Here is a 22,991-nt window from a genome sequence, read left to right as displayed (position 1 = left end):
AAATACCAAACAGACTGCTGCAAATTTAACCTTGAAAGGTCAACAGACCCTAGATGAGTCATTTATTGTGAATGACTCTTTATAAAAACAATAGAGTGTTCAAGCATTTTAATAAATCAACACTTGATAATAAGCGTAGCCTTATTACCTTTTCTTGCTACTTACTAAGCCTTAAAAATACAAACAATAGCCAGATGCAAATATCATACAGCGCAGTAAATACATAGTTTAGTCGCTAATGCGGTCGCTTTTAGTTTTAGCTAATTAGCCATAAGTTGTTTATGGCTATGGTTTATCAATTGCCGCTCACTAAACCCAATGAAAGACAAAGGAGCTACCATGAAATATACATTAATAATTTTATGCTTAATTGCACTTGCAGGTTGCGATAAAGGCGTTGATTCTCCAAGGGGGTTTAGCTTACCAGAGGGAAATGCTGAAAAAGGTAAAGCCGTTTTTATTAAGTATGAGTGTTTGGCATGCCATACGCTTGCAGGTGTAGAAGATGACAGTATAAAAAAACATGACGATATTTCTATCAGACTAGGCGGAAATAAAACCAAAATAGTCACTTATGCTGAGTTAGTTACATCGGTTATTAACCCTTCGCACCGCTTTTCGAGGCCTTACAGAGCTGATGCTAGAACCCCCGATGGAGCATCTAAAATGACGGTATTTAACGACACCATGACCGTTTCTGAACTCACTGATTTAGTGACCTTTTTACAACCAAATTATAAACTTATTCCTTATCACAGAACGAAGTACTCAGATTACAAATAAATACTTATAAGTAAACATCAACAAAAAAGCCGTTATTAAACAACGGCTTTTTATTATAGATTATGGATAACCCTATTCAGCATTAACCATGTCTTCAAACTTCATACCGGTTAACTTAGTCAGTACTTTAATTACATAAACAAAAATACCAATGAGCATGAGCATAGACGGAATAGCAATTACCGGATAACTCAATAGCGTCATTTCACCAAGCTGTTCGTTAAATTCAATGGAGCCTGCAGGGCTGGTAACAATCCATTTAGCAAGGATGTAATTCATCGTAGATGAAAACACAAAGGTCAGCGCTAAGAGGTAATTAGCATTGGTGATTTTTTGTTTAAAGCTTTGTGTATTGCCTCGTGCATCTAAGGCATCATAAATAGTATCTAGCTTAAATAAAAGTGAGTTTAATAAAAGTTTGGCTAGCAGGGGTTTACCAAAAAAGCCCGACATCAGCACGGTAAAACCAATGATTGCCGGAATAGCTGCTTCTTTAATAGCTAACCACTCAACGTTTAGCTCAAACAAGGCAATACCACCGGTAAGCAAAGTACTTAAAAAGCCTAATAGCGAGATGAAGTTTAATGAGCCCGCTTTTATAAAATCATAAATACCGTAACTAATAGGGAATATAAGCGCGACAATTAAACCAGTCACACTGCCTAAATATTCAGGGCCAGAAAACTTCATTAAAATGACTGAAGGGATGATGATATTAAAGACTATTTCGATAAGCGGATTATTTTTTTTACGCTTATTTGTGGCTTGATTATTACTGGTCATTTTTAGTTCCAAAAAATATTACTGCTGCCATTAATTTCCCCTAATGTGGAATAAATAATGCTAAATATTGCTTCTTTGCATAATACCCGCAATAAGCCCGCTATTCTAGCATGGCACTTAGTCATATTATTTTATTATGTAGCGCTTACTCTGCAGTAATATAGGTATAAATTGAGGCGTTAATTAAATCACCAGTCGTATTTTCAGCCCTCAAAGACTATATTAAAGCTACAAAAAATAAATTAGTTTAAAGTCATGCTCAGTAGTAAGTATTTATCTACATCGTACTTTTGGTTATTTTTATTGATGGTTTGTGTGCATCAAAAGGCCGCTGCCAAACAAATTATTGCTGTTGCCGAATTAAGTGGACTGTTTCAACACGCTGCTAATAATCAACACCAAGGGGTTTATCATGCGTTATTAACCAAAGCACTCGCAGATACAAAACTGAGTGATCAATACATAATTGAAGTCATGCCAATGAAACGCGCTAAGCTTGAGTTTTTAAAACAAACTGTTGCTTGCTATGCACCAGGTGAGGACACCTTTGATGGCTCAGAAGGGATTACATTACCTAAAAACATTTTACACAGCACACCTTTTAACAAAGCACTGATCAAAGTGGTTTCTAATAACCCAAAGCGAGTTATTTCAAACGTAGGCCAAATTAATAACAGCGATATTATTAGCATTGTTCGAGGGGTGCCCAGTAGTCGTGAGCTAGATAGAATAAAAGAAAAAGCCAAAATAGTAATTGAAGTAAATAGCGAAATGGAAAGCTTACAACTTTTATTACTCGGGCGAGTAGACTTAATATTAGCGTTTTACCCCGATATTAACTTTGCCTATAAAGCGTTAAATATACACCCCCATCTACCCTATAGTAATAACTACTCACCGGTGAGCATTAACGATAATATTATTTGCCACCCAAGCTATAAAAAAGACTTTGAAAAAATAAACAAAAAAATTACCGAATATCTGCAAAACGGTGAAATGAAAATATTATTAAATGATTATTTTATTCATTAACCTCTATTTAAAGCCTGCATAGGGTTGCGCCATATAAAACTCCCTTTTACAGCTTGGAAAACCTTCTCGCTTGCTCTAGTATCTAGTTGTCTTAGCTCATAATTTGCATTTTAATGAAATCATTTCCGTCACTGTACTTTGCCAATTTATTTTTAATTATTGGTACCGGTTTACTTACTACCTATTTAGCGCTTTATTTAGGTAAACAAGGCACGTCTACGTTTTGGATAGGCTTAATGACCTCGTGTTATTACCTTGGCTTATTACTGGGTTCAAAACTTGGCTATCATCTTATTAAATCGGTAGGTCACATCAGAACCTTTGCCGCCAGTACTGCTGCAGTGACAGCCTGTGTGGCTGCTCACGGCGTGAGTGATAATCTTTATATATGGTTAGGCCTTAGGCTTTTTGTTGGCTTAGGTATGATGTGTAATTACATGGTGCTAGAAAGCTGGCTGAATGAACAGTCAGCCCCCGAATCACGCGGCCGCGTATTCTCGTTTTATATGATCACTTCATACTTGGGGATGATTTTAGGGCAATTAGCGCTCGCACAATTTCCTGAGCTAGGTTATGCGCCGCTATTTTTGGTGTGCATGGCGTTAGCAATCGGTATTATTCCTATTTCTATCACCCGTAGAATTCACCCAAAACCCTTAAAACCGATAAAAATGAGCCTATTTGATTACGCTAAAAAAGTGCCACAATCGCTTACTGCGGTGCACTTTGCAGGCATTATTAATGGTAGCTTTTATGGTCTAGCACCTATTTTTGCCAAGTTATCAGGCTTTAACGCCGCTGAAGTTGCTATTTTTATGTCGCTAACTATTTTAGCCGGCCTGCTAGCACAGTGGCCAATGGGCATGCTTTCTGACCGTATTCGCCGTAGTTTATTAATTCGTACTAATGCCATAGCCATAGGCATTGTGAGTTTGGCATTGTTTTTATTACCAAGCTCACAGTTAATTGCTTACATACTCACCTTTATATTTGGTTTGTTTGCCTTTACTTTATATCCGCTTTGTTCGGCACTGGCCAATTCGCGAGTTGAAGACGAAGAGCGCGTGGGCGTGTCATCAGCGTTATTGGTTGCTTTTGGCGCCGGTGCAGCAATAGGCTCAACAGTTAACGCACAGATCATGAGCTACTTTGGTCACCAAGCATTGTATGCGTCTATTTCGCTATTAACCGTAACCATGTATTTATTACTCACGTTTATTAATTCTAAACAAAAAGTAGAGCAGCCTGAACCCAGTGATTATGTGGTCGGTACGTCCGATGTAACTAACTCGCCACTGGCAGCCACTATGGATCCCCGTATTGAAGAAACTACCGCACAAGATCAAATGTTGGTTGTGGATGACGAAGAAATAGATGATGAGTTTTTTGAACATCCTCAAGGGGAGCTGTTTAAAGATCTAGAAAACGAGCAAAAAAGTGCATAGCGCTTCACTTTCAGCTTCAATTAAATGAAGCGTCTCAAAAGTTAGCCAACAAAATTAGAGAAAATATCAATAATTTTTAAGCTAATAATAGCAATAACAAACACCTAACAATTAACGTTGTTTACAATTAAAAACAATAATAATTGCATATTAACCACTTTTTGTTTATAAATGATCTCGGAACGGATTCTTGAACAATGTCATAAGCTTATCAGTGTAAACACATCTCCAAGCGTTCGTTTAACTATATCCTCTACGAACATTGGAAAATTCATGTTAAAAAATAAAAAACATCTTGCAACAACTCTTATTGCTGCACTTGCAGCTGCTACTTTATCTGGTTGTGCTACAACATCTTCAAAAGCAATAGACACACCAACAGTAGCAACTTACAACACCACTTACTCTGGCACCAAGAGTAAATTGGTTGTGGGTCAGTTTGTAAATCGCTCAAGTTTTCAAAATGGTATTTTTTCATCAGGCCAAGATCGTTTAGGTAGCCAAGCAAAAACAACCTTAATGAGCCACTTACAACAAACTAATCGTTTTAGTGTGCTAGACCGCGACAATATGCAAGCACTTGCAGAAGAAGCTAAATTAACGGGCGCAAAGCAAGTAATTAGCGGTGCAAAGTTTGTAGTAACTGGCGATGTAACTGAATTTGGCCGTAAAGCCATAGGTGATCGCCAATTATTCGGTTTATTAGGAAAAGGCAAGTCGCAAATTGCATACGCCAAAGTAACACTTAACATTGTTGATGTAACAACATCAGAAGTTATTTACTCAGTACAAGGTGCTGGTGAGTACAGCTTATCAGAGCGTGAAGTAGTTGGCTTTGGTAGCACAGCTTCATACGATGCAACATTAAACGGAAAAGTACTCGATTTAGCGATTCGTGAAGTGGTAAACAAGCTCGTTACTGGTCTTGAATCGGGTCAATGGGGTAGTAAAGCATGAAAAAGCTAATCGCTACCGCTATAGTATGCGTTGCGCTTACTGGATGTAATAACACCAAAGAGCCTCTTTATTATTACGGTGACTACAACAGCGCCGTTTATGCTTATTTAAAAGCAGATGAAGTTTCGGTTGAAGAGCAAATAACCATTCTAGAGCAGGTTATTGCTGATGCAGCTAATAACAGTAAAGCAATAGCACCAGGATTACATGCTCATTTAGGTATGCTGTATTTTGATACAGGCAATGCTGTGAAAGGTATTGCTCATTTTGAAACAGAAAAACAATTATTTCCTGAATCAGTTCAGTACATCGACTTTCTTCTAAAATCGGCAAAGGGTGCTTAATATGCGTTATTTAAAGATAATCTCTATCGCAACATTATTAACAGCACTCGCAGGCTGTGTATCACCGCCACCGAGCCATGATTACAGTGCATTTAGACAAGCAGATCCTCATTCAATTCTTGTGTTGCCTCCTTTAAACAACACACCAGAAGTAATCGCGCCATATAGCGTAATGACACAAATGATGACTCCTATCGCTGAATCTGGTTTTTATGTATTTCCTGTTGCGGTTGTTGATCAAACCTTTAAAGGTAATGGCTTAACGGTTGCAAACGATATCCACCAAGTGCCCGTTAAAAAGCTACATGATATTTTTGGTGCTGATTCAGCCTTATATATCAACATTGAAGAATACGGTACTAGCTACGTCGTTATTTCAAGTGAAACAGCGGTCACTGTATCAGCAAAACTTGTTGATTTACGCACTGGCGAAGTCCTATGGCAGGATAAGGCAAGAGCATCGTCTGCTGAGCAACAAAACAACAACACTGGTGGTGGTTTAGTCGGAATGCTAGTTGTTGCAGCTATTAATCAAATTGCTGAAACAGTGAGTGATAAAGGCTTTGAAATTGCTGCAATTACTTCTAATCGTTTGCTTTCATCAGATGCATACAATGGTTTATTGTATGGCCCACGCTCGCCAAACTACGGCCAGCCCGCGCTAAGTGAAAAGAAACAGTAGTTTGTAATTAAATATACAAAAGCCGAGTTAAATACTAACTCGGCTTTTTAATAAATTAAATTTTAAAACTATTTAACCCCTTTTCTATTTGCCAGCCGTTATAGCTCTGAAACAACATAATAAGTTAATTTGGAGCGGCTTATGCACACACTTGAATTCCCTAAAAACCCCATGTTCAAAACATCAACAGCTGTTATTGGCGGTGCTGCGATGACCTTTATCGCATTTGCCTTTATGCAATACTTAATTAGTGGCGAGCAAAGAGCGCCTATCAAATTGGGTGATGATATTACTGTTGAGATTTTTCAAGCACCAGAAGATAAACAAACCACGCATATTAAAAGAATACCGCCTCCACCCACACCTAAAATGCCGCCTAAAGCACCACCACGTGTAACACCTAGTAATGATCCAATAACAGCAGTAAGCACAGCACCACCCATAGTAATTGACAGACTTGGTGACGATATGAAGCAAACACTTGCCCGCCCTACGGGAGATGCTTCACCCATTGTGCGCATAAATCCTAAATACCCAACTAGCGCAGCACGTGATGGTATAGAAGGCTGGGTGCAACTTAGCTTTAATATTTCACCCACAGGTGAAGTCATTGATGCCACAGTAGTAAATGCCGAACCAAAACGCATATTTGATCGCGAAGCACTTCGCGCTATTAAACGCTGGAAATATCGTCCAAAAATAATTGAAGGTGTGGCACAATTACAAACAGGTCAAACCGTACAGCTTGATTTTAAATTAGACAGTTCGCAGTAAAGGAATAAGCGCCTATGCTATTGAGTATTAAGTCATGGTTATTTGAAGCGCCAAGCAAAGACTGCATGGCGCGGTATGCAAAAAGTGGCGACAACCGCCACTTAGAGCAGCTTATTACCTTATACAGTAACGATTTATATCACTACCTAGTTACACAATCTAATACACATTTAGCATACGACGTAAGCCAACAAACATGGCTAAAGGTTATTGAAAAGCGCCACCTTTACCAAGCACAAACCACGCCTAAAGCCTGGTTATTTCGACTCGCACGTAACACTCTGATAGACGAATACCGCAAACAGCAACACTTTGTCGAGCTTGACGAAAACAGCCAACGGCTTGCACAAAATAACAATCAAAGTGAATTAACAAGTAGTGATTCGCATATAGGCGACACACACATAAGTTACGAAGCATTTAACACTGCGCTCAAGCAACTTAGCTTTGTGCAGCGCGAAGCCATCACCTTACAACAAGAAGGCTTTAGCCTTGCCGACATAGAGCTTATAACGCAAAGCAACGCCCAAACCATAAAAACAAGGCTACGCTACGCCAAACAAAACCTAAAACAATTATTAGGAGACCGTAATGAACAAGCCTGATGAGCAGTTTAATGAAAAGCTCACACAACATTATAACGAGCGAAAAGCATGTACCACTCTTTCGCATGCTCAACAACAGGCGTTAAAACACAGCGTAGCTCAAAAAAAACCTAAAAAGATTGGCTTTGCCCTGCAACTCACAAGCCTTACCTGCGCATTGGGCTTACTGGCTTTTATAGTGCTCGACAGTAACGACGTGATAAACACTTCCCCTAAAACCGTATTAAACACCATAGACATACACAACTACTCGTTTATAACAACGCATGAAATAGATCAAACAGGTAACTACGCAAGTACCATAACGCAACAAAAACGCGCGCTCGACACCCAACTAGCAAACGACTTACGCCTACACCAGCAACACCACATAGAATACGGCACGCTCGTAAAGGTCGATAATGACTGGTACATAGCCAGCTGCAATGACGAGGTACTGGTACACATTAAACAATCACTGCTCAGTGATTTAAAAGGAAAGCATGCAGTTGAAAGTAATATCAATACCGGCGACATGCTCGCTATGGCACATAACGGCAAAGGGCAGATTGTAGGGCTTAAACATGCGGGGGTTGGAGTTAGGCAGTGTGGGGCATAAAAGTAGTAGTAACATCTACGCTTAAAACTAAGTTTTTAATTTAAAAAGCTATGTAATTAAACTTACAAATTATAATTAAAAACTACAATTATCACTCGCAAACCAGCGAGTAAAACACTTAATATAAAGTATCATATTCAAATAAAATGAATTTAATATGAAAGAGATTTTACTAGATCATAACCAAAAAAATTATTGTATTTATCCTCGTTTAGAGATTGGTAAAAATACATCAGAGTGTAGGTTTTGCAAGTCAAGATCTGCAACGTACAATAACCTATCTCACTCTCTGCCTGAGCTTTTAGGAAATAAAAGTATCTTCACAATAAATGAGTGTGATAAATGTAACTCTATTTTCTCTGACTTTGAAAATCATTTAAGCCGCTTTATCCCTCCTTCTTTCATAACACAGATCAAAGGTAAAAAGGGTTACAGTAATTCTTATGTTAAGGGTGGCGGAAAAATATTTGCTACAAGTAATTTCATAGAGGTAAAAGATGAGCCAGACATATTTTCAAAAGAAGTAATTATATCAAATCAAAAATTCTCAAATGTTAAAGTCTACAAAGCACTCCTTAAGTGCTTAATATCTTTATTACCAGATCAAGACGTAGCAATATTTGATGACGTAATTAAATGGCTTATATCTAATAAAGGATTTAGAGATTTTGATTATACTGCTGTGGCGAATATAGGGTACCGTTTACCGAGTTGTGACAATAAGGAGCTGTTGAGCGTGACGTTATTTAAAGAGAGCTCTAAAGATAAGTTGAGGTACATGTTAAGCGGTAAATTTAATAACTTATTTATTTTACTCCCTTTTTCATTTGTTACTACAGAAAAAGCTAAATTCAAAACTATTCCTGCAAGATCTGAAAGTGAAAAATTTTATTTTCATGAAGTTGATTTTAAAGACTACTCAACACAACATAAATTTAGGCTCAACTTTAAGTAATTATATATTGAATTTATTTCGGGCTAACGCCCGACGCGCTAGCAAGCTAAGCGCCTACAAAAATAATGCATATATTTAACGTTAAAGCTGCAAAGTGGATTGGCGATCCGTTAGGTTTAATGTCACTCAACCCAACCTACGTGTAAACAAAAAAGCCTGCGAATAAGCAGGCTTTTGAGTGTTTGGAACTGTCTTGCTCTGAAATGTATTTACAACACAATTAAGCTCGTTACTAAGTAAGCTACAAACGTTAGGCCACCGCCTACTAATGCATAGGGTAATTGAGTTTTAACGTGGGTGAGTAAATCACAACCTGAGGCGATGGCCGATACTGCGCTGGTGTCGGATATAGGCGAGCAGTGATCGCCAAATATCCCGCCACCTAAAATAGCGCCCACCACCAGCGATGGCGGTAAACCAAGTGCTTGAATAAGCGGCACGCCAATGGGGATAAGTATGGCAAATGTGCCCCACGAGGTGCCTGTAGTAAACGACATAACCGCACCGGTTAAAAACAGTACTGGCACTATTAAATATATTGGTAAGTAATCGCCAACCAAAGATGCCACGAACACGCCTGTACCTAGCTCTTTTAAGCTTGCACCCAGTGTAAGCGACAACAGCACTATGGCCACTAACGGCATTAATTCGCCCATGCCTTTAAAGCCGGTATCAACAAGTTGGTGGTGGGTAAATTGACGCGAACTAATCATTAAGCAATAGGCCACAACAATAGCCAGTACCGTGGCGTACAATACTGATTTTGAACCGCTACCCTCGGCAAGTACCCCGTTACCGGTGTAAAACATAAAGCCAACCATGCTAACAATTAGCGTTAACAGTGGCACTAGCATAAAACGTGCTTTAGAGCCTTTTACTTCTTCTTTTAGTTCGGTTGTTTGTAGCTCTAGTTTTTGTTCAGCCACTTTCATTGGGCCATGTACTTTATCGAACGCAATGGTATAAAAAACAATAACCAAGGTGATTATGGCGTAAAAGTTATAGCCTACACTGCCCCACAGCACCGATACGGCCGACTCGCCTAATTCGTAATTACCTAGCAAGCCCAGTACGAATGCCCCCCAGCCGTTTAGTAATATTAAAATACACACAGGGGCGCTGGTGCTATCGATTATGTAGGCTAAACGCGCGCGGCTCATTTTAAATTTGTCGAACAGACCGCGAGATAAAATACCCGAGGTAAGCACACTTAAGTTTGACTCTATAAATACCGCTACGCCGGTAAACATAGTTAAAAAGCCCACTTGGCGCTTACTTTTAGCAACACCTTTGTTCATTAGCAAATTAACGGTAGCAGCAACACCGCCAGATTCGCGAATATAAGCCAGTAATGCGCCTATTAAAATACTAAATATGAGTATACGGGTATTACCTGGCGAACTTGCTACCGAAATAATGCGCTCTATGGTATTTAAAAATGTATTAAATACGCTATTTCCTTCGCCCTGAATGGCCAGTAAAAACTCTGATGAAGCCACTGCCACCAAAAGAGCCATAATCACTTCTTTACGCCAAAACACGATAGCAATGGCAATCAGTGGCGGTAAAATAGAATACCAATGCATAAACAAACCTTATTTATTTTTATAATGACGACGCTTTACTTAACTTAATAGATATAAGCACTTAAGTCACTTACTAACGCTTATTGATTTAATAATGCCTCATAAACAAGCGACACAATAGAGCCGTATTGCGCTGTTTCAAAATTTTTCCCTACGAATTGATAGCGCTTTTCAGTGCCTTTAATAGGAGTATGCCGCGCATTAGTGAGTAAAATAATGGCCAAATCGTAAGCCGGATCAATCACGGTGACTGTGCCTGTCCACCCTGTGTGGCCATAGGCCTGAGCGCTGGCATAAGGGCCAAAGTGCCAACGCCGCGCTTGGTTATTTCCAGCAAGTCGAAAGCCTAACCCGTAGGTTTCATCACTGCTTTGTGGCGTTAAAAATTGCGCTAAGCTACTAGCGTTAAAAATTTGCGTATCGCCATAACCACCTTTGTTAAGCAGCACTTGGCACAGCACAGCTAAATCGGGAGCGTTACTAAATAATCCCGCATGGCCTGCAACACCATCGAGCGAATAATAAGCACGTTCGTCATGCACCTGCCCTTGCAGTACATTGGTGCGAATATTAACAAAATGAATACGCCCATCTCGAGTATTACCGCTAAGCTCCGTGGCAGCAAACTGCTGACGATTAAAACCTTTTTTAAGCGGATTAAATAAGGTGTTATTGAGTTTTAAAGGCGCGTAAATATGCTGCTCTAGGTATTCATCGAGTGGTTGGCCGCTAATTCGCTCAATTAAAACACCTAAAATCATGTAATCAATATCAGAGTAAACATGCGGTGCTGTAGGTTCAGCGGTTAATGGCACGCTTGTTAATAATAGCTGTTTAGTGGTTTCGCTTGTTTGTGAGAAAAACGCATCGCCGTAAGCGGTGTCTTTTCGATGAAAATCAAACACTGGCGGATAACCGGCACTATGAGTTAGTAAGTCTTTTACTTGGCGGTGCTCTCGGCCATTACCCTGATACTCTTTTAGGTATGAATGCACCGTATGATTTATGTTTAACTGTCCCTCGCTGACCAACTTCATTAATGCAAAGTTAGTAGCAAATATTTTAGTATTTGAGGCTAAGTCAAATAAGGTATTGGTTTGCATAGGCTCTGGGCGCAGAAGCATTAAATCACTTTGCTGATATTGTTTTGCATCGCCATACGCGGTTAATTTTAATACCTTACCCGCTTTAACAACCGCTAATACTGCTCCTGGAAAGCCTGCTTTTATATCGTTTTCAATTAAGGTATCAACTTGGCTAAAATCGATTTCTTTTGTGGCGGTATTTTCTAAGGTAGCAAATGCAAAGCGCAGAGTTAAACTGCCGCCAGCAGGTTGAATATTCTCTACCTTAAAGGTGTTCACGCCGTTATGCGTATAGTGCCCTAAATTAAAGTCGTACTCGGTGTCAGCGCGTAAAGGCTCATTAAGAGAGAGCTTTTTATTATTGATGTATATATCGGCGCTAACCGCACTGACATTTTGTAGCAATAGTTGTCCACGGCCCCGGTAGGCTTTAAAAGTGCCGCGGTTATTTACATATTCTCTGCTGCTGGGATTTGGCTCAGGAAAGGTAGCAATCACCTGCGCATTAGCTAACGCGTTAATATGATTAGCCGTTAAAGGGCGCTCTGATTTAATTGCTGTAGAGCGACTACAGCCTGCAATAATAATGCTCAGCAGCAATATAACTACTTTATAGTACGTTTTATTGTTTATCATTTTTAAAGCCCAATGCACGCATCCCTTTTATTAATACAGCAAATAAGGCGCTCTTTGCTGTTTAAACTGTTTAAGCCCGGCTTGCCAACTTTGTTTAATTTCCTCAACTGAGTGCCCTGCTTCTATGGCGAGCCTTAATTTATCAGTTCCTGCGAGCTTATCCATAAAATCGGCACGTTCAAAAAACAGCTGTTTAGCCTGTGTAAGCTGCTGGTAAGCATTAATTAAATAATTTAAGTTTAAGCCTGTGATATTACTATGGCGTAAATCAATCCCTTTCACCATTTGGTTTTTAAACTTTGGATTAAGCGCTGCGCCTTTTATTGAACGCGGGGTAAAACTAAATTCTCCAAGCGCCACTGGCGAGTAACCAATAACCTGAAAGGCAAAGTCAGTTCCCCTACCTATACTAATAGGAGTGGCTTCAAAAAAGCAAAGTGATGGATAAAGCGCAATTGATTGATCGTTGGGTAAATTAGGGCTTGGCTTTACCGGCAAACTGTATGGCGTTGTGCGGGTGTAGTCTGCAACAGGGATCACGTTTAGCTTTAGATCACGAGCCTGATTGATCCACCCCTCACCTTTGATCATGTTAGCAAGCTCGCCTACCGTCATACCATGCAGTACAGGGATTGGGTGCATACCCACAAACGATTTAAATTCTGCTTCTAATAATGGGCCGTCAACATAAGCAATATTTGGGTTTGGCCTATCGAGTACTATAAATTCAACACCCTGCTCGGCCGCGGCTTCCATCATGTAATGCATAGAGCTTATGTAGGTATAAAAGCGTACGCCCACGTCTTGAATATCAAAAATAATTACATCTACATTTTGCAATGACTCGGGGGTTGGCTTTTTGTTTTTACCGTAAATAGAAATAAGCGCAATACCGGTTTTGCTATCAACGGCGTTTTGTACATGAGCACCGGCATCGTGATCGCCTCGAAAGCCATGCTCAGGTGCAAAAATTTTAGTGATGTTGATGTTTTTAGCCAGCAAGCTATCAACTAAATGCGTTTGCCCCACAAGAGAGGTTTGGTTAACCACCAGCCCTACACGTTTGTTTTTTAATTGGGGTGCATACAAAGCAAATTGCTCTGCACCAACGGCGATTGCATGTTTAGCCTCATTTGCATGTGTAGCAACGGTAAAAAGTGCACTTAGTATAAAAAAGAAGGTAAAAAACACGGTTTTAAACATACAGCAAGATCCTTTTAAACAAGGCATTTAAAATAACACAGCTAAGTTTAAAGAGCAGCTTAGGTTTTAAGAATTAGCGGTCAGCGGTCAGCGGTCAGCGGTCAGCGGTCAGCGGTCAGCGGTCAGCGGTCAGCGGTCAGCGGTCAGCGGTCAGCGGTCAGCGGTCAGCGGTCAGGTAATAAAAATAAAACACCGAGCCTTTTGCAAGCGCAATTTTTATATTGTAGGCGGGAGTTTACCTCGCGCAGGTTTTAGCAATGAGAAACTGTGTTTCTAACGTGAGTAAGCTCTACGTCCACATTGAAAAATTGCGGTGATATTATTTGTAGAATGTAGCTTGCTGGTGTTTAAATACTCATGGTGATTTTGAACGTCTCATTTACTCCTCATTCACTTCTCTTTGTGCATTTAAGTTTGTAAGGGCGTTATTCACAAAGAGATTAAGAGGCGCTGCGCTTTTAGAGAAGTGATTAAAACATTATAAATCAGAAGCTGCGCCTCTAACTTAAGCAAGCTCTCCGTCCACATTGATAATGTTGGCGGTGGTGTTACCAAAAAACCACCGTTATTGTTTTATTAAGCTCTTTAAGTTTTTACTGTACGTTCTGCTTACCTTGAGTGTTTTTTCGTTATCTAACACCGCCATATATTCAGAATTACGTAATGGGTTGAGCTGTTTAATGTGGCTTAAATTAACAATGGTTGATTTATGTATGCGTAAGAAGTCTTCTGGCAGGGTATTTTTTTCAAGATCTTTTAAACGCGCACGCATTACATGGGTTTCAGCCAGTGTATGAACACACATATAATCGCCTGCGGCATCAATCCATAAAATATCTTTAAACGGAATTATTTGAATTGGGTTTTTAGCATCTTGGATGACTAAGTTTTCGGCTTCAAATTTATATTCTGAGTTTTTTGAGCTTTCTAATTCTTGATGTTCGTTTTCTATCAGCGATTGGTGTACTTCAATCAATGTGTTTTTTCTGTGGAGTTGCTCTGTTTTTACTACCCTTTCTATGGCTTCTGCAAGGCGAGCTAACTTAACGGGCTTGAGTAAGTAGTCAAGGGCTCTTACCTCAAATGCTTTAACGGCATGCTGGTGAAACGCAGTAACAAAAATAACCGCTGGACAGCTTTCTGGTTGAAAATATTTAATTAGTTCAAAGCCTGATTTTGTTGGCATTTCTATATCTAGAAACACTAAATCAACGTCATGTTTGTTAAGTACGTTAATAGCGTCATCAACACTTTGTGCACTGCCAATCACTTCAATTTCAGCAAAGGCCTCTAAACGAATACGCAACCCTTCAATAGCGCTGTATTCATCGTCAACAAGTAATGTTTTTAATTGAATCATTATTGCAAACCATTAATAGGAAGAGAAATACAAAGCCATGCGCCGCCTGATTTGCCATTGCCTTTCTCAATGCGATGGCTATTTCCATACATTAATTTTAAGCGTTGCTCGCAATTAGCCAAGCCAATGCCCCTTTTCGATTTTTTATTATCGTCAAACCCTTTACCAGTATCTGCAACTTTAATGAGCAATGCGGTTTTTGTTTTTTCAACTTTAATTGTGATCACCATTTTTTGATCTGCTCGCATACCATGTTTTAACGCGTTTTCTACCAATGGTTGAATTAATAAAGAAGGTATTAATAAATCGTTGCATGGTTCATCAACGTTAATATTAACCTCTAACCGGTCAGTAAATCGACATTGCTCTATATCTAAGTAAGTTTTTAAAATGGCAATTTCTTCTTTAATCGCTACTTTTTCAAGCGGATCGGTATACAAACTATGGCGCAGAAGATCACAAAGCTTTTCGAGCATATTCACTGCCTGCACACTTTCTTTTTTTAAGATTAAGGTGCAAATAGCATTAATGCTGTTAAACATAAAGTGCGGATTAAGCTGATATCGAAGCATTTTAAGCTGTGATTCTTTAGCAAGGTGTGTTGCTTCGGCGGCTTTTTGAGTTTGCTCTAAATTGTCGAGATATATTTTGATCCCGTAATAAAAAGCAGTCCATGTTGAGAGCATAGTTAACGATGCAGACGTCCATGTACCAAAGTCAAACCACGACATGGAAAGCCACCAATTGCCATATAACCACTGTAAAGACGCCCATTTAATTTGTGTCCAAATTAATGTGGCAGTTAACAGTAGCACCAGATGCAGTGCTATTTTAACTTTAATCCCTTGCCTATTTGAGCAGTTATAAGCCCTTCTTAAAAGTAAGGTGATTAAAAAGCCACACGCTACATCAATAACTAAATGCGGAATATGTATCGACCATGGCTCGTCGCTTGGTATTTTTATCATTAGCTCGGTCAGCATTGCATACACAATCCAACCGCAGCTCTGAAACAACCAGAAAAGATGACTTCTGGGATTTTTGGAATTCAAATTAATACGTCCAACTTTAAAGGCAGTTGAATAGCTTACTTATTATCAACTGCCTTTGCCTTATTTATTTTGAGCACGTGATTGATAATGCGTCATTATTAGGTTTTGCAGTCAACGCGATATCTGCAACTGCTAAACTTAAACGCTGAGCTGAAATACGAATTACATCTGACATAGATTGTTCAATCAGTTCGCTATCGGCGCAATTGAGTGCGATTGATAAAGTATGCCAGCGCTTATCTGCCATTGTTTTTTCAAACGATGAAAAATCAATACTTCTTAAACAGTTATCTAAATTACACATTACTTGTAACTGAGCACCTTGCTCTGGAGCTTTATCTAATCGCATCTTTAGTTCAAGGTAACCTGATTTAAATTTGCGTTCGAGTAGCGTAGGTTTTAAGTAACTTAGGCTAAGCGTTGCATCTGAGGATTGAGATTGCCACTTAAACTGCCTTGCATCCTCTTGATACGATAAATTAACCGATTGCATTAACAAACTTTTTTTATCGCCACTGGTGGCCGATGAACCACTAGTTAAAACCTTTGCTGTTGTATCAGCTAACGCCCAAGTGAGATTTTTAGCTAAACTTTTTACGAACAATGGGTGTGCATCGCTTTTAACGATTTTTTTAGGGCTTGTAGTTTCACTCACAACAGGTATGTTTACTGTGTCTTGATAAGTTAGCCCGTAGCCATAGGCAAAGAGCGGGTCGTAATTTACATCGCCTAAGTTAAGGCTAAATTGATCGTCGTATTTAGGCCACGAAAAACTCAACTTACCGCTAAAATCAAACTGGCTGTTACCGTTTTTATCTGTTAGTAATACGTCTGCAACTCCCTCACCCTCAGAGCCTGGTAACCATGCAGCAACAAAGGCATCTGATGCATTGAGTTCTTTATTGACCCAAAGCGGGCGACCACTTAAAAATACGGTAACTACCGGAATATTGTCTGCCTTAAGTTTTTTCAGCAGTGCAAGAGCGTGTTTGCTTTCATGCTGAAACTCTAGCATTTCTATATCACCAAACCACTCAGCATAAGGTTCTTCACCAATAACAACAATGGCTACATCTGGCTTGGTTTTATAGTCACCAGACTCACTTAAGCTTATTTCACCGCCTGCTTTTAATACTTGTGACTTTAAACCTGCATAAATAGAGGTCGCATTTGGAAAGTCGCTATTAGTATTGTCTGTGCCCTGCCAAGAAACGCTCCAGCCACCTGCTTGCATATTGATTGCATTGGCGCCTTTACCGGCAACTAAGATGCGACTATGCGCTTTAATTGGCAAAACGTTTTCGTTGTTTTTTAATAGAACGAGTGACTTGCGAACCGCTTCTCTTGCCAAAGTACGATGCTCATTAGCGCCTAACCACTGCGGGTGTTGTGATTCAGGTCGTGCTGATGGTTTACCCTTTGTAAACACCCCCCAGCGGATTTTAGCCCTTAAAAAGCGTCTAACCGCATCGTTTATTCTTGATTCGGCTATTACCCCCTCTTTCACTTGCTTAACAGTATTATGATAAAAGGCTTCAAAATGCTCTGGCACCATGATTACATCAACACCTGCGTTTATGGCTTGGGCGCATTGCTCTAAATCGCAGCCTTCTACAAACTTATGCGCATTCCAATCACTAACTACAAACCCATCAAAGCCAAGTTGGTTTTTAAGTACATCCGTTAATAAATGCTTATCGCCATGTACACGTTTGCCATTCCAACTATTAAAGGATGCCATCACTGATTGCACGCCTTCATTAATAGCAGAAAAATAACCTGCGCTGTGAATATCTCTTAATCCTTTTTCATCGATAAGCGTATTTCCGCGATCAACGCCTCGCTCAGTGCCACCATCACCCACAAAGTGCTTAGCGGTGGCAATACGGTTACTGCCTTTTAAAAAGTCAGCGCCTATGTCACCTTGAATACCGGTCACCATACTACCTGCATACAACCTAACTAATTCAGGGTCTTCTGAGTAACTTTCATAAGTTCTGCCCCAGCGATCATCTCTAACTACAGCAACAGTAGGCGCAAAACTCCATTCAATCCCTGTAGCAGATACTTCCTTTGCTGTTGCTTGGCCTATGCGTTTAATTAAATCAGCATCATGCGCAGCTCCTAAGCCAATATTGTGCGGAAATAACGTAGCGCCATACACATTACTATGCCCATGCATGGCATCGGTTCCCCATACCGTCGGGATCGCAATACCATCTATGGTCGAATCCATAGAGGCTAGGTACATTTCATCTGCGTATTTTAACCAAGTAGCTTGATCCGCTCGTTTATTTCCGTAAGGGGCAGTATTTCCGCCATTTAGATAAGAGCCAAATCCATACTTTTTCATTTGCTCTACACTTAAATAACCAATTTCTGGCTGGATCATTTGCGCCACTTTTTGCTCTAAAGTCATTGTTGCGAGCAGTTTATCAATCTGTTTTTCAACGGCTGGATCACGCTTAAGTTGCGTATTCACATAAGGCCAGTTAACTTGCTGATTGTCTGCACTCAATACATTTTGACAGTTGAACATGCCAAAAACAGGCAATAAGCAAAGTAATAATTTAGGGTGTTTTATTTTCGACATTTAAAACCTTCGAGATTAAATACTGTTTTATAAAATACGGACTGATTAATTTAGTGTGGAATATATTCAATAAAATCATAATATGCCCATGAAGGGCTGTCGTAGTATTGACCCGGAAAGTAATTCCCTTGAGTCGAGTTGTCACCATTCCACTGGTTAATCATTATTTTTGTTTTATCAATTGGCCATGCATAGCCGGGAATTTCATTATCGGCTATTACGCCATCCCCATTGTCTTTGTACATCACTCTAATTGTTTTCTCGTTTCCTTGTGAGTCGTACAGATACCAACGAATTGATGAGCTTGACCAATCAAAGCCAATGGTTAATAAGTTTTCTCTGTAATCAAGCCCAAACTGGCTTAAATCGATATCCTTTTCCCAACTTTGATACGTGCCTCCTTGGGGCTGGTAAATCACATTGGTATGAACAACATTGCCTAAAGAAGGTAATAGTTCGATATCTATTTCTTGCCATGCGCGTCCTGGCGAATCCCACCATGAGGTATAAGTAAAAATAGAAGACACGGTACCGGCGATATTGCCCGACTTAACACTGCCTTGTACCTTACCAAAACTATAAAAGTGATTACTTTGCAGCTCAGCACATGCACCTTGTGATAGAGAAAGGGTGATGCCGTGTTGACTTGGGTTAATCATTCTTGGGACAAATTCGCAGCCAAAAGGTGAGCCATTATCGCCACTACGTGCACTCCAAAGAGTCGTGTCAAATCCCCACGAAAAATCGTCTTTAAAATAGTTAGCGTATGTGGCGGGTGAAATAACTATAAGGCCAGCAACTAAGGTTGAAATTAACTTCGTTTTCATTATTAAATCCTTATTTAATCAAGCACCTCCTACAGTACTTTAGCCTGTAGGAGGGTAACTTTTACTCGGTTGTTTAGAATGAAAAACCCGCTCTCATACCGTAGTATCTCGGCATACCAAAGCTGCCTTTTGGGATCCCCTTACCAGTATTATTCCAGTATTGAATAGTTTCATCTGAAGCATTATTAACAAACACTTCTGCAAACCAGTTTTGTCCTTGCGGCTCATACTTAATAGAGGCGTTAAATACGGCAAACGCATCGCGGCTATCATCGATATATTTTGTTGCTTCATCTGGCACTTGAAAATCCATGTCATCTAAATGTTTATCAACATTCCATACCGTTGAGTACGACTCATCTTTCCAACTGGCATTTAACCATGCGTGAACAAAACCATACTCTCCTAAGTTGAGTGTATGTGTGTAACTGATATTGGCGGTAAACTCAGGGGTCATTGCTAAATTATTCCCCTTAAGATTGGTAGCTAACAGGGTATTTTCAGGATTTTTTGATTCTTCATAAGAAATATCAAACAGATACTCCGCGTCGTAATCCCATTTAGTATTCCAATCTTCAGTAACTTTTGCATCAGTCCACGTTACGTAACCACTAATTCGACCATTTGGATACGGCTTCCAATCAAACTCAAGCTCAATCCCTTTTATTGTTGAGCCAGGGACATTTTGTGTGTAGTAAGCTATAACTGGCTTGTTTTGAAAATCGAGTACAGGCTCGCCATTACCGTCTAAAACGGGAGAGCCATCTTCATCTTCTACCACAGATAAACGCTCTACGTTACCAATAGAGCCCACTGATGCGTATTGCATGTCGGTGTAATCTGTGTAGAAAAATGCGGCTTTTAGGTTTAATGAGTTATCAAAAAAGCTCGATTTAGCACCCAATTCCCATGTTAGTACTTCTTCTGGGTCGAACTTGGTTTCAAAACGAGTAACGTCACCGGTTCTGTCATTTACCACTTCGTAAACATCACCAATACCACCGGCTTTAAAGCCACTGGCAAGATAGGTATAAACCATGGTTTCAGGTGAAATGTCATAATCTAAACCAACACGAAAATCATGGTGTTTCCAACCTCCCTTATTGTCGTTTTCAAAGTATGACGCATAAATAGAAGGATCTTCGTAGTAGTCAACAGGAAGGTTATTTAAATCAGTTCTATTTAACCAACCTACGGCGCAGCCATCAGCATTAGAACAGCGATAGGTTTTTCCGCCTTTATCTTCTTTTGTTTCATCACTAAATCGATAGCCAAGTGTTAGGTGTAACTTTTCAGTTAAGTTGTATGTACCTTGACCAAATAATGCGAGGGCGTCGGTAGAACGATCGGGTTGATCCCAAAACGCTTTGTCATCCATAGGATTATCGTAATAACCTAAGGTTTTTGTTCTTTCATGAAAGTAATTAATACCTGCAATCCAGATAAAGTCGCCATATTCATCAGATTGTATTTGCAGCTCAGTTGAAAAAGACTCTGCGCCAGTGCCGTCTAAAAAGTAAGTTGCGCCATCCCAAGGGTCTAAACCTACTTCACTATCTTGTGCTGAAGAGCGTTCCATATCTTCATAGCCCAATAACCAGACAAGTGAATATTCATCGTTTATGTTGTAATTAAGGGTGTTTCTTAAGTACGTGATATCTAAATTAAGCTTACCGGGCACATTTACAACCGCCTGATAAGTATTATCGCTGGGTAAAAAGTTAGTGCAGTCTCCCCCTAGTTCAGCACTTCTGCCGCGAATTTTATCGCAGTTAACTAAATCTAGGTTGTTATTGCTGTCATTTACATACTTTTGAAAAACAGTGTGGTTTGAAAAATTGCCGTCCAAAGGCTCCCACAATGTGCTAATTCTAAATGAATATTCATCAGCATTATTGTAAAAATTGCTTTTATCAGCCGGTGTTAGCGCGCGAACTTTTTGCGCTTCTGGATCTGTGCCAGCGCCATCTATCCACCAGTTTTCTCGTTGGGTAATTGTTTGACCCACGCCTTGATAAGAATCTTCAGAGATTACTGGCGCATTAAGAATATCGTCGCTTAAGCGTCTTGAGTCATATTGGTTAGGATCGTAATACCCTTCTAAATAAGAATCCCGTTTCAAGCCTTTTCCTGAAAACCTAACGGCAAATTCATCATTAATAGGAATATTTAAGACTGCATCAATATTTTTACTATTAAAGTTTCCCGCTTCAATACTGACGTTGCCATATAAACCGGTAAACTCTGGTTTTGCTGAAATAACATTAATACTACCCACCGTTGAGTTACGACCAAATAGAGTGCCTTGTGGACCCCTTAGAGCTTCAACTCTGTCTATGTCGTACATCAATGCAAGGGCACCTTGCATACGTGGTGAGTAAATACCATCAAGGTGAACACCCACAGCCGGATCGCCAAGCTCAGTAATATTAGTAGAGCGTACACCTCGCATTGAAATAACCGGCGCAGCTTGATCTGTTGCAGTTGAAATATCTAAGCCAGGGACTAAGTTAGCAATATCCTTAACGCTATTAACACCGTTTCTTTTCAGCTCGGCTTCAGTTAATGCTGTAATGGCAACAGGTGTTTCCATTAATCTTGTTTTTCGCTTAGTTGCTGTTACCGAAATGATTTCTAATGAAACTGTTTCTTTTTCTGACGCTTGCTCTTTATCCGTAGAAGCTTCTTGAGCATTCAATGGCATTGAACAAGCCAACGCAACGGCTATTGATAGTGCTGTTTTATTTATTGTGTGCATGTTTGACCTTTTGGATGTGTGTGTAAACGTTAAACTTTGTTACTTTTATTTAACAGTCTCATAGTATCCATATCGATTATTTTTATTACTAGTCAAATACGCCAAGACGAGTTAGATATAATACAAACCGAAATCACCTTCTAATTTTTGAAGCTAAAGCCAGATAAACCTCAAGTATTTTCCTCGTAGTTTAGCCTTTTGATTCTATTTCAGACACAAAAAAACCGACTTAGTGTCGGCTTATTTATAAAAGCGGTAGACGCAGGATATCTCTTGTAAGGGTTAACCTATGATAGCCTGTTCGTAGCTAGAGGAAACGGCACATCTACGTGAGCAAGCAAGCTCTTCGTCTACATTAAAACGTTGTGGTGATATTATTTATAGACCGTAGCTTACAGGCGTTTAAATACTCATGGTGATTTTGAACTTCTCATTTACCCCTCTTTCATTTCTCTTTGTGCATTTAGGTTTTTAAGGGCGTTATTCACAAAGTGGTTAAGAGGCGCTGCGCTTTTAGAGAAGTAATTAAAACTTTATAAGTCGCAAGCTCTACGTCTACATAAAAAGTTGCGGTGATATTATTTATAGACCGCAGCTTACAGGCTTTTAAATGGTGATTTTGAACTTCTCATTTACTCCTCTTTCATTTCTCTTTGTGCATTTAAGTTTTTAAGGGGGTTATTCACAAAGAGGTTAAGAGGCGCTGCGCTTTTAGAGAAGTGACTGAATGGAAGATTTGGCAGTATGTATCATTAGGTTTAACTGATATCTGAAAGCTTTCTCAAATTTCAGACATAAAAAAACCGACTTTCGTCGGTTTCTTTTCTATTAACTTTAATAGTAATAGAAAGTGGTGGGCGCAGGAGGATTCGAACCTCCGACCGCCTGGTTCGTAGCCAGGTACTCTATCCAGCTGAGCTATGCGCCCACTTT

Annotated in this window: 19 protein-coding genes and 1 tRNA gene; 10 read left to right on the top strand and 10 right to left on the bottom strand. The window is 39.6% G+C overall.

What is annotated here, in order from left to right; translation table 11 throughout:
* Positions 1 to 339: 339 nt before the first annotated feature.
* A complete protein-coding gene (locus tag BM380_RS07640; RefSeq protein ID WP_028835688.1) occupies positions 340 to 783 on the top strand; it encodes a c-type cytochrome in 444 nt (147 codons plus the stop codon).
* A 72-nt stretch (positions 784 to 855) separates the two neighbouring features.
* On the opposite strand, the gene BM380_RS07635 is transcribed toward BM380_RS07640, so the two are convergent.
* The gene (locus tag BM380_RS07635) at positions 856 to 1,566 is read right to left on the bottom strand and encodes a VC0807 family protein (RefSeq protein WP_090493821.1); all 711 of its coding nucleotides are present in this window, start codon (positions 1,564 to 1,566) and stop codon (positions 856 to 858) included.
* A 255-nt stretch (positions 1,567 to 1,821) separates the two neighbouring features.
* Here BM380_RS07635 and BM380_RS07630 point away from each other — a divergent pair, with 255 nt between their 5' ends.
* The 9 genes from BM380_RS07630 (at position 1,822) to BM380_RS07590 (ending at position 8,958) form a co-directional block, all read left to right on the top strand.
* Entirely contained in the window at positions 1,822 to 2,598 is a 777-nt protein-coding gene (locus BM380_RS07630; protein ID WP_024601439.1) for a type 2 periplasmic-binding domain-containing protein, read from the top strand.
* 113 nt (positions 2,599 to 2,711) lie between these two features.
* The gene (locus BM380_RS07625) at positions 2,712 to 4,043 is read left to right on the top strand and encodes an MFS transporter (RefSeq protein ID WP_090493820.1); all 1,332 of its coding nucleotides are present in this window, start codon (positions 2,712 to 2,714) and stop codon (positions 4,041 to 4,043) included.
* Between the two features lie 273 nt (positions 4,044 to 4,316).
* A complete protein-coding gene (locus BM380_RS07620) occupies positions 4,317 to 5,000 on the top strand; it encodes a CsgG/HfaB family protein (protein WP_090493818.1) in 684 nt (227 codons plus the stop codon).
* The gene (locus tag BM380_RS07615) at positions 4,997 to 5,344 is read left to right on the top strand and encodes a DUF4810 domain-containing protein (protein ID WP_090493816.1); all 348 of its coding nucleotides are present in this window, start codon (positions 4,997 to 4,999) and stop codon (positions 5,342 to 5,344) included. Before BM380_RS07620 ends, BM380_RS07615 begins: the two co-directional genes overlap by 4 nt.
* Position 5,345: 1 nt before the next feature.
* Positions 5,346 to 6,026, top strand: a complete 681-nt coding sequence (locus BM380_RS07610; protein WP_090493815.1) for a DUF799 domain-containing protein — start codon at positions 5,346 to 5,348, stop codon at positions 6,024 to 6,026.
* A gap of 141 nt (positions 6,027 to 6,167) precedes the next feature.
* Positions 6,168 to 6,800, top strand: coding sequence for an energy transducer TonB (locus tag BM380_RS07605; protein WP_090493813.1), 633 nt, complete (start codon positions 6,168 to 6,170; stop codon positions 6,798 to 6,800).
* Positions 6,801 to 6,814: 14 nt separating this feature from the next.
* Positions 6,815 to 7,405: an RNA polymerase sigma factor gene (locus BM380_RS07600; RefSeq protein WP_090493811.1), complete on the top strand. Its 591-nt coding sequence runs from the start codon at positions 6,815 to 6,817 to the stop codon at positions 7,403 to 7,405.
* Positions 7,392 to 8,003, top strand: coding sequence for a hypothetical protein (locus BM380_RS07595; protein WP_090493809.1), 612 nt, complete (start codon positions 7,392 to 7,394; stop codon positions 8,001 to 8,003). The genes BM380_RS07600 and BM380_RS07595 overlap by 14 nt, the downstream gene beginning before the upstream one ends.
* Positions 8,004 to 8,160: 157 nt before the next feature.
* Positions 8,161 to 8,958: a hypothetical protein gene (locus BM380_RS07590; protein ID WP_090493807.1), complete on the top strand. Its 798-nt coding sequence runs from the start codon at positions 8,161 to 8,163 to the stop codon at positions 8,956 to 8,958.
* 209 nt (positions 8,959 to 9,167) lie between these two features.
* On the opposite strand, the gene BM380_RS07585 is transcribed toward BM380_RS07590, so the two are convergent.
* The 9 genes from BM380_RS07585 to BM380_RS07545 form a co-directional block, all read right to left on the bottom strand.
* On the bottom strand, positions 9,168 to 10,544 hold the full coding sequence (locus BM380_RS07585; RefSeq protein ID WP_016900520.1) for a Na+/H+ antiporter NhaC family protein: 1,377 nt from the start codon (positions 10,542 to 10,544) through the stop codon (positions 9,168 to 9,170).
* Positions 10,545 to 10,624: 80 nt separating this feature from the next.
* The gene (gene pbp4b / locus BM380_RS07580) at positions 10,625 to 12,265 is read right to left on the bottom strand and encodes a penicillin binding protein PBP4B (protein WP_090493931.1); all 1,641 of its coding nucleotides are present in this window, start codon (positions 12,263 to 12,265) and stop codon (positions 10,625 to 10,627) included.
* A 30-nt stretch (positions 12,266 to 12,295) separates the two neighbouring features.
* On the bottom strand, positions 12,296 to 13,468 hold the full coding sequence (locus tag BM380_RS07575; RefSeq protein WP_090493805.1) for an exo-beta-N-acetylmuramidase NamZ family protein: 1,173 nt from the start codon (positions 13,466 to 13,468) through the stop codon (positions 12,296 to 12,298).
* Between the two features lie 565 nt (positions 13,469 to 14,033).
* Positions 14,034 to 14,828, bottom strand: coding sequence for a LytR/AlgR family response regulator transcription factor (locus tag BM380_RS07570; RefSeq protein WP_024600782.1), 795 nt, complete (start codon positions 14,826 to 14,828; stop codon positions 14,034 to 14,036).
* Positions 14,828 to 15,811 (bottom strand): sensor histidine kinase, encoded by a 984-nt coding sequence (locus tag BM380_RS07565; RefSeq protein ID WP_033102579.1) that lies wholly within the window; start codon positions 15,809 to 15,811, stop codon positions 14,828 to 14,830. Before BM380_RS07565 ends, BM380_RS07570 begins: the two co-directional genes overlap by 1 nt.
* A gap of 133 nt (positions 15,812 to 15,944) precedes the next feature.
* Positions 15,945 to 18,473, bottom strand: a complete 2,529-nt coding sequence (locus BM380_RS07560; protein ID WP_090493802.1) for a glycoside hydrolase family 3 protein — start codon at positions 18,471 to 18,473, stop codon at positions 15,945 to 15,947.
* A 50-nt stretch (positions 18,474 to 18,523) separates the two neighbouring features.
* Positions 18,524 to 19,300 (bottom strand): family 16 glycosylhydrolase, encoded by a 777-nt coding sequence (locus BM380_RS07555; RefSeq protein ID WP_024600785.1) that lies wholly within the window; start codon positions 19,298 to 19,300, stop codon positions 18,524 to 18,526.
* Between the two features lie 73 nt (positions 19,301 to 19,373).
* Positions 19,374 to 22,058, bottom strand: a complete 2,685-nt coding sequence (locus BM380_RS07550) for a TonB-dependent receptor (RefSeq protein ID WP_090493800.1) — start codon at positions 22,056 to 22,058, stop codon at positions 19,374 to 19,376.
* 851 nt (positions 22,059 to 22,909) lie between these two features.
* Positions 22,910 to 22,986: transfer RNA gene (locus tag BM380_RS07545), tRNA-Arg, on the bottom strand.
* Positions 22,987 to 22,991: the final 5 nt, after the last annotated feature.

Origin of the sequence: Pseudoalteromonas sp. DSM 26666 (assembly GCF_900116475.1) — a bacterium.
GTDB lineage: Bacteria > Pseudomonadota > Gammaproteobacteria > Enterobacterales > Alteromonadaceae > Pseudoalteromonas > Pseudoalteromonas tetraodonis.
This window is presented reverse-complemented; position numbering and strand designations above follow the sequence as displayed.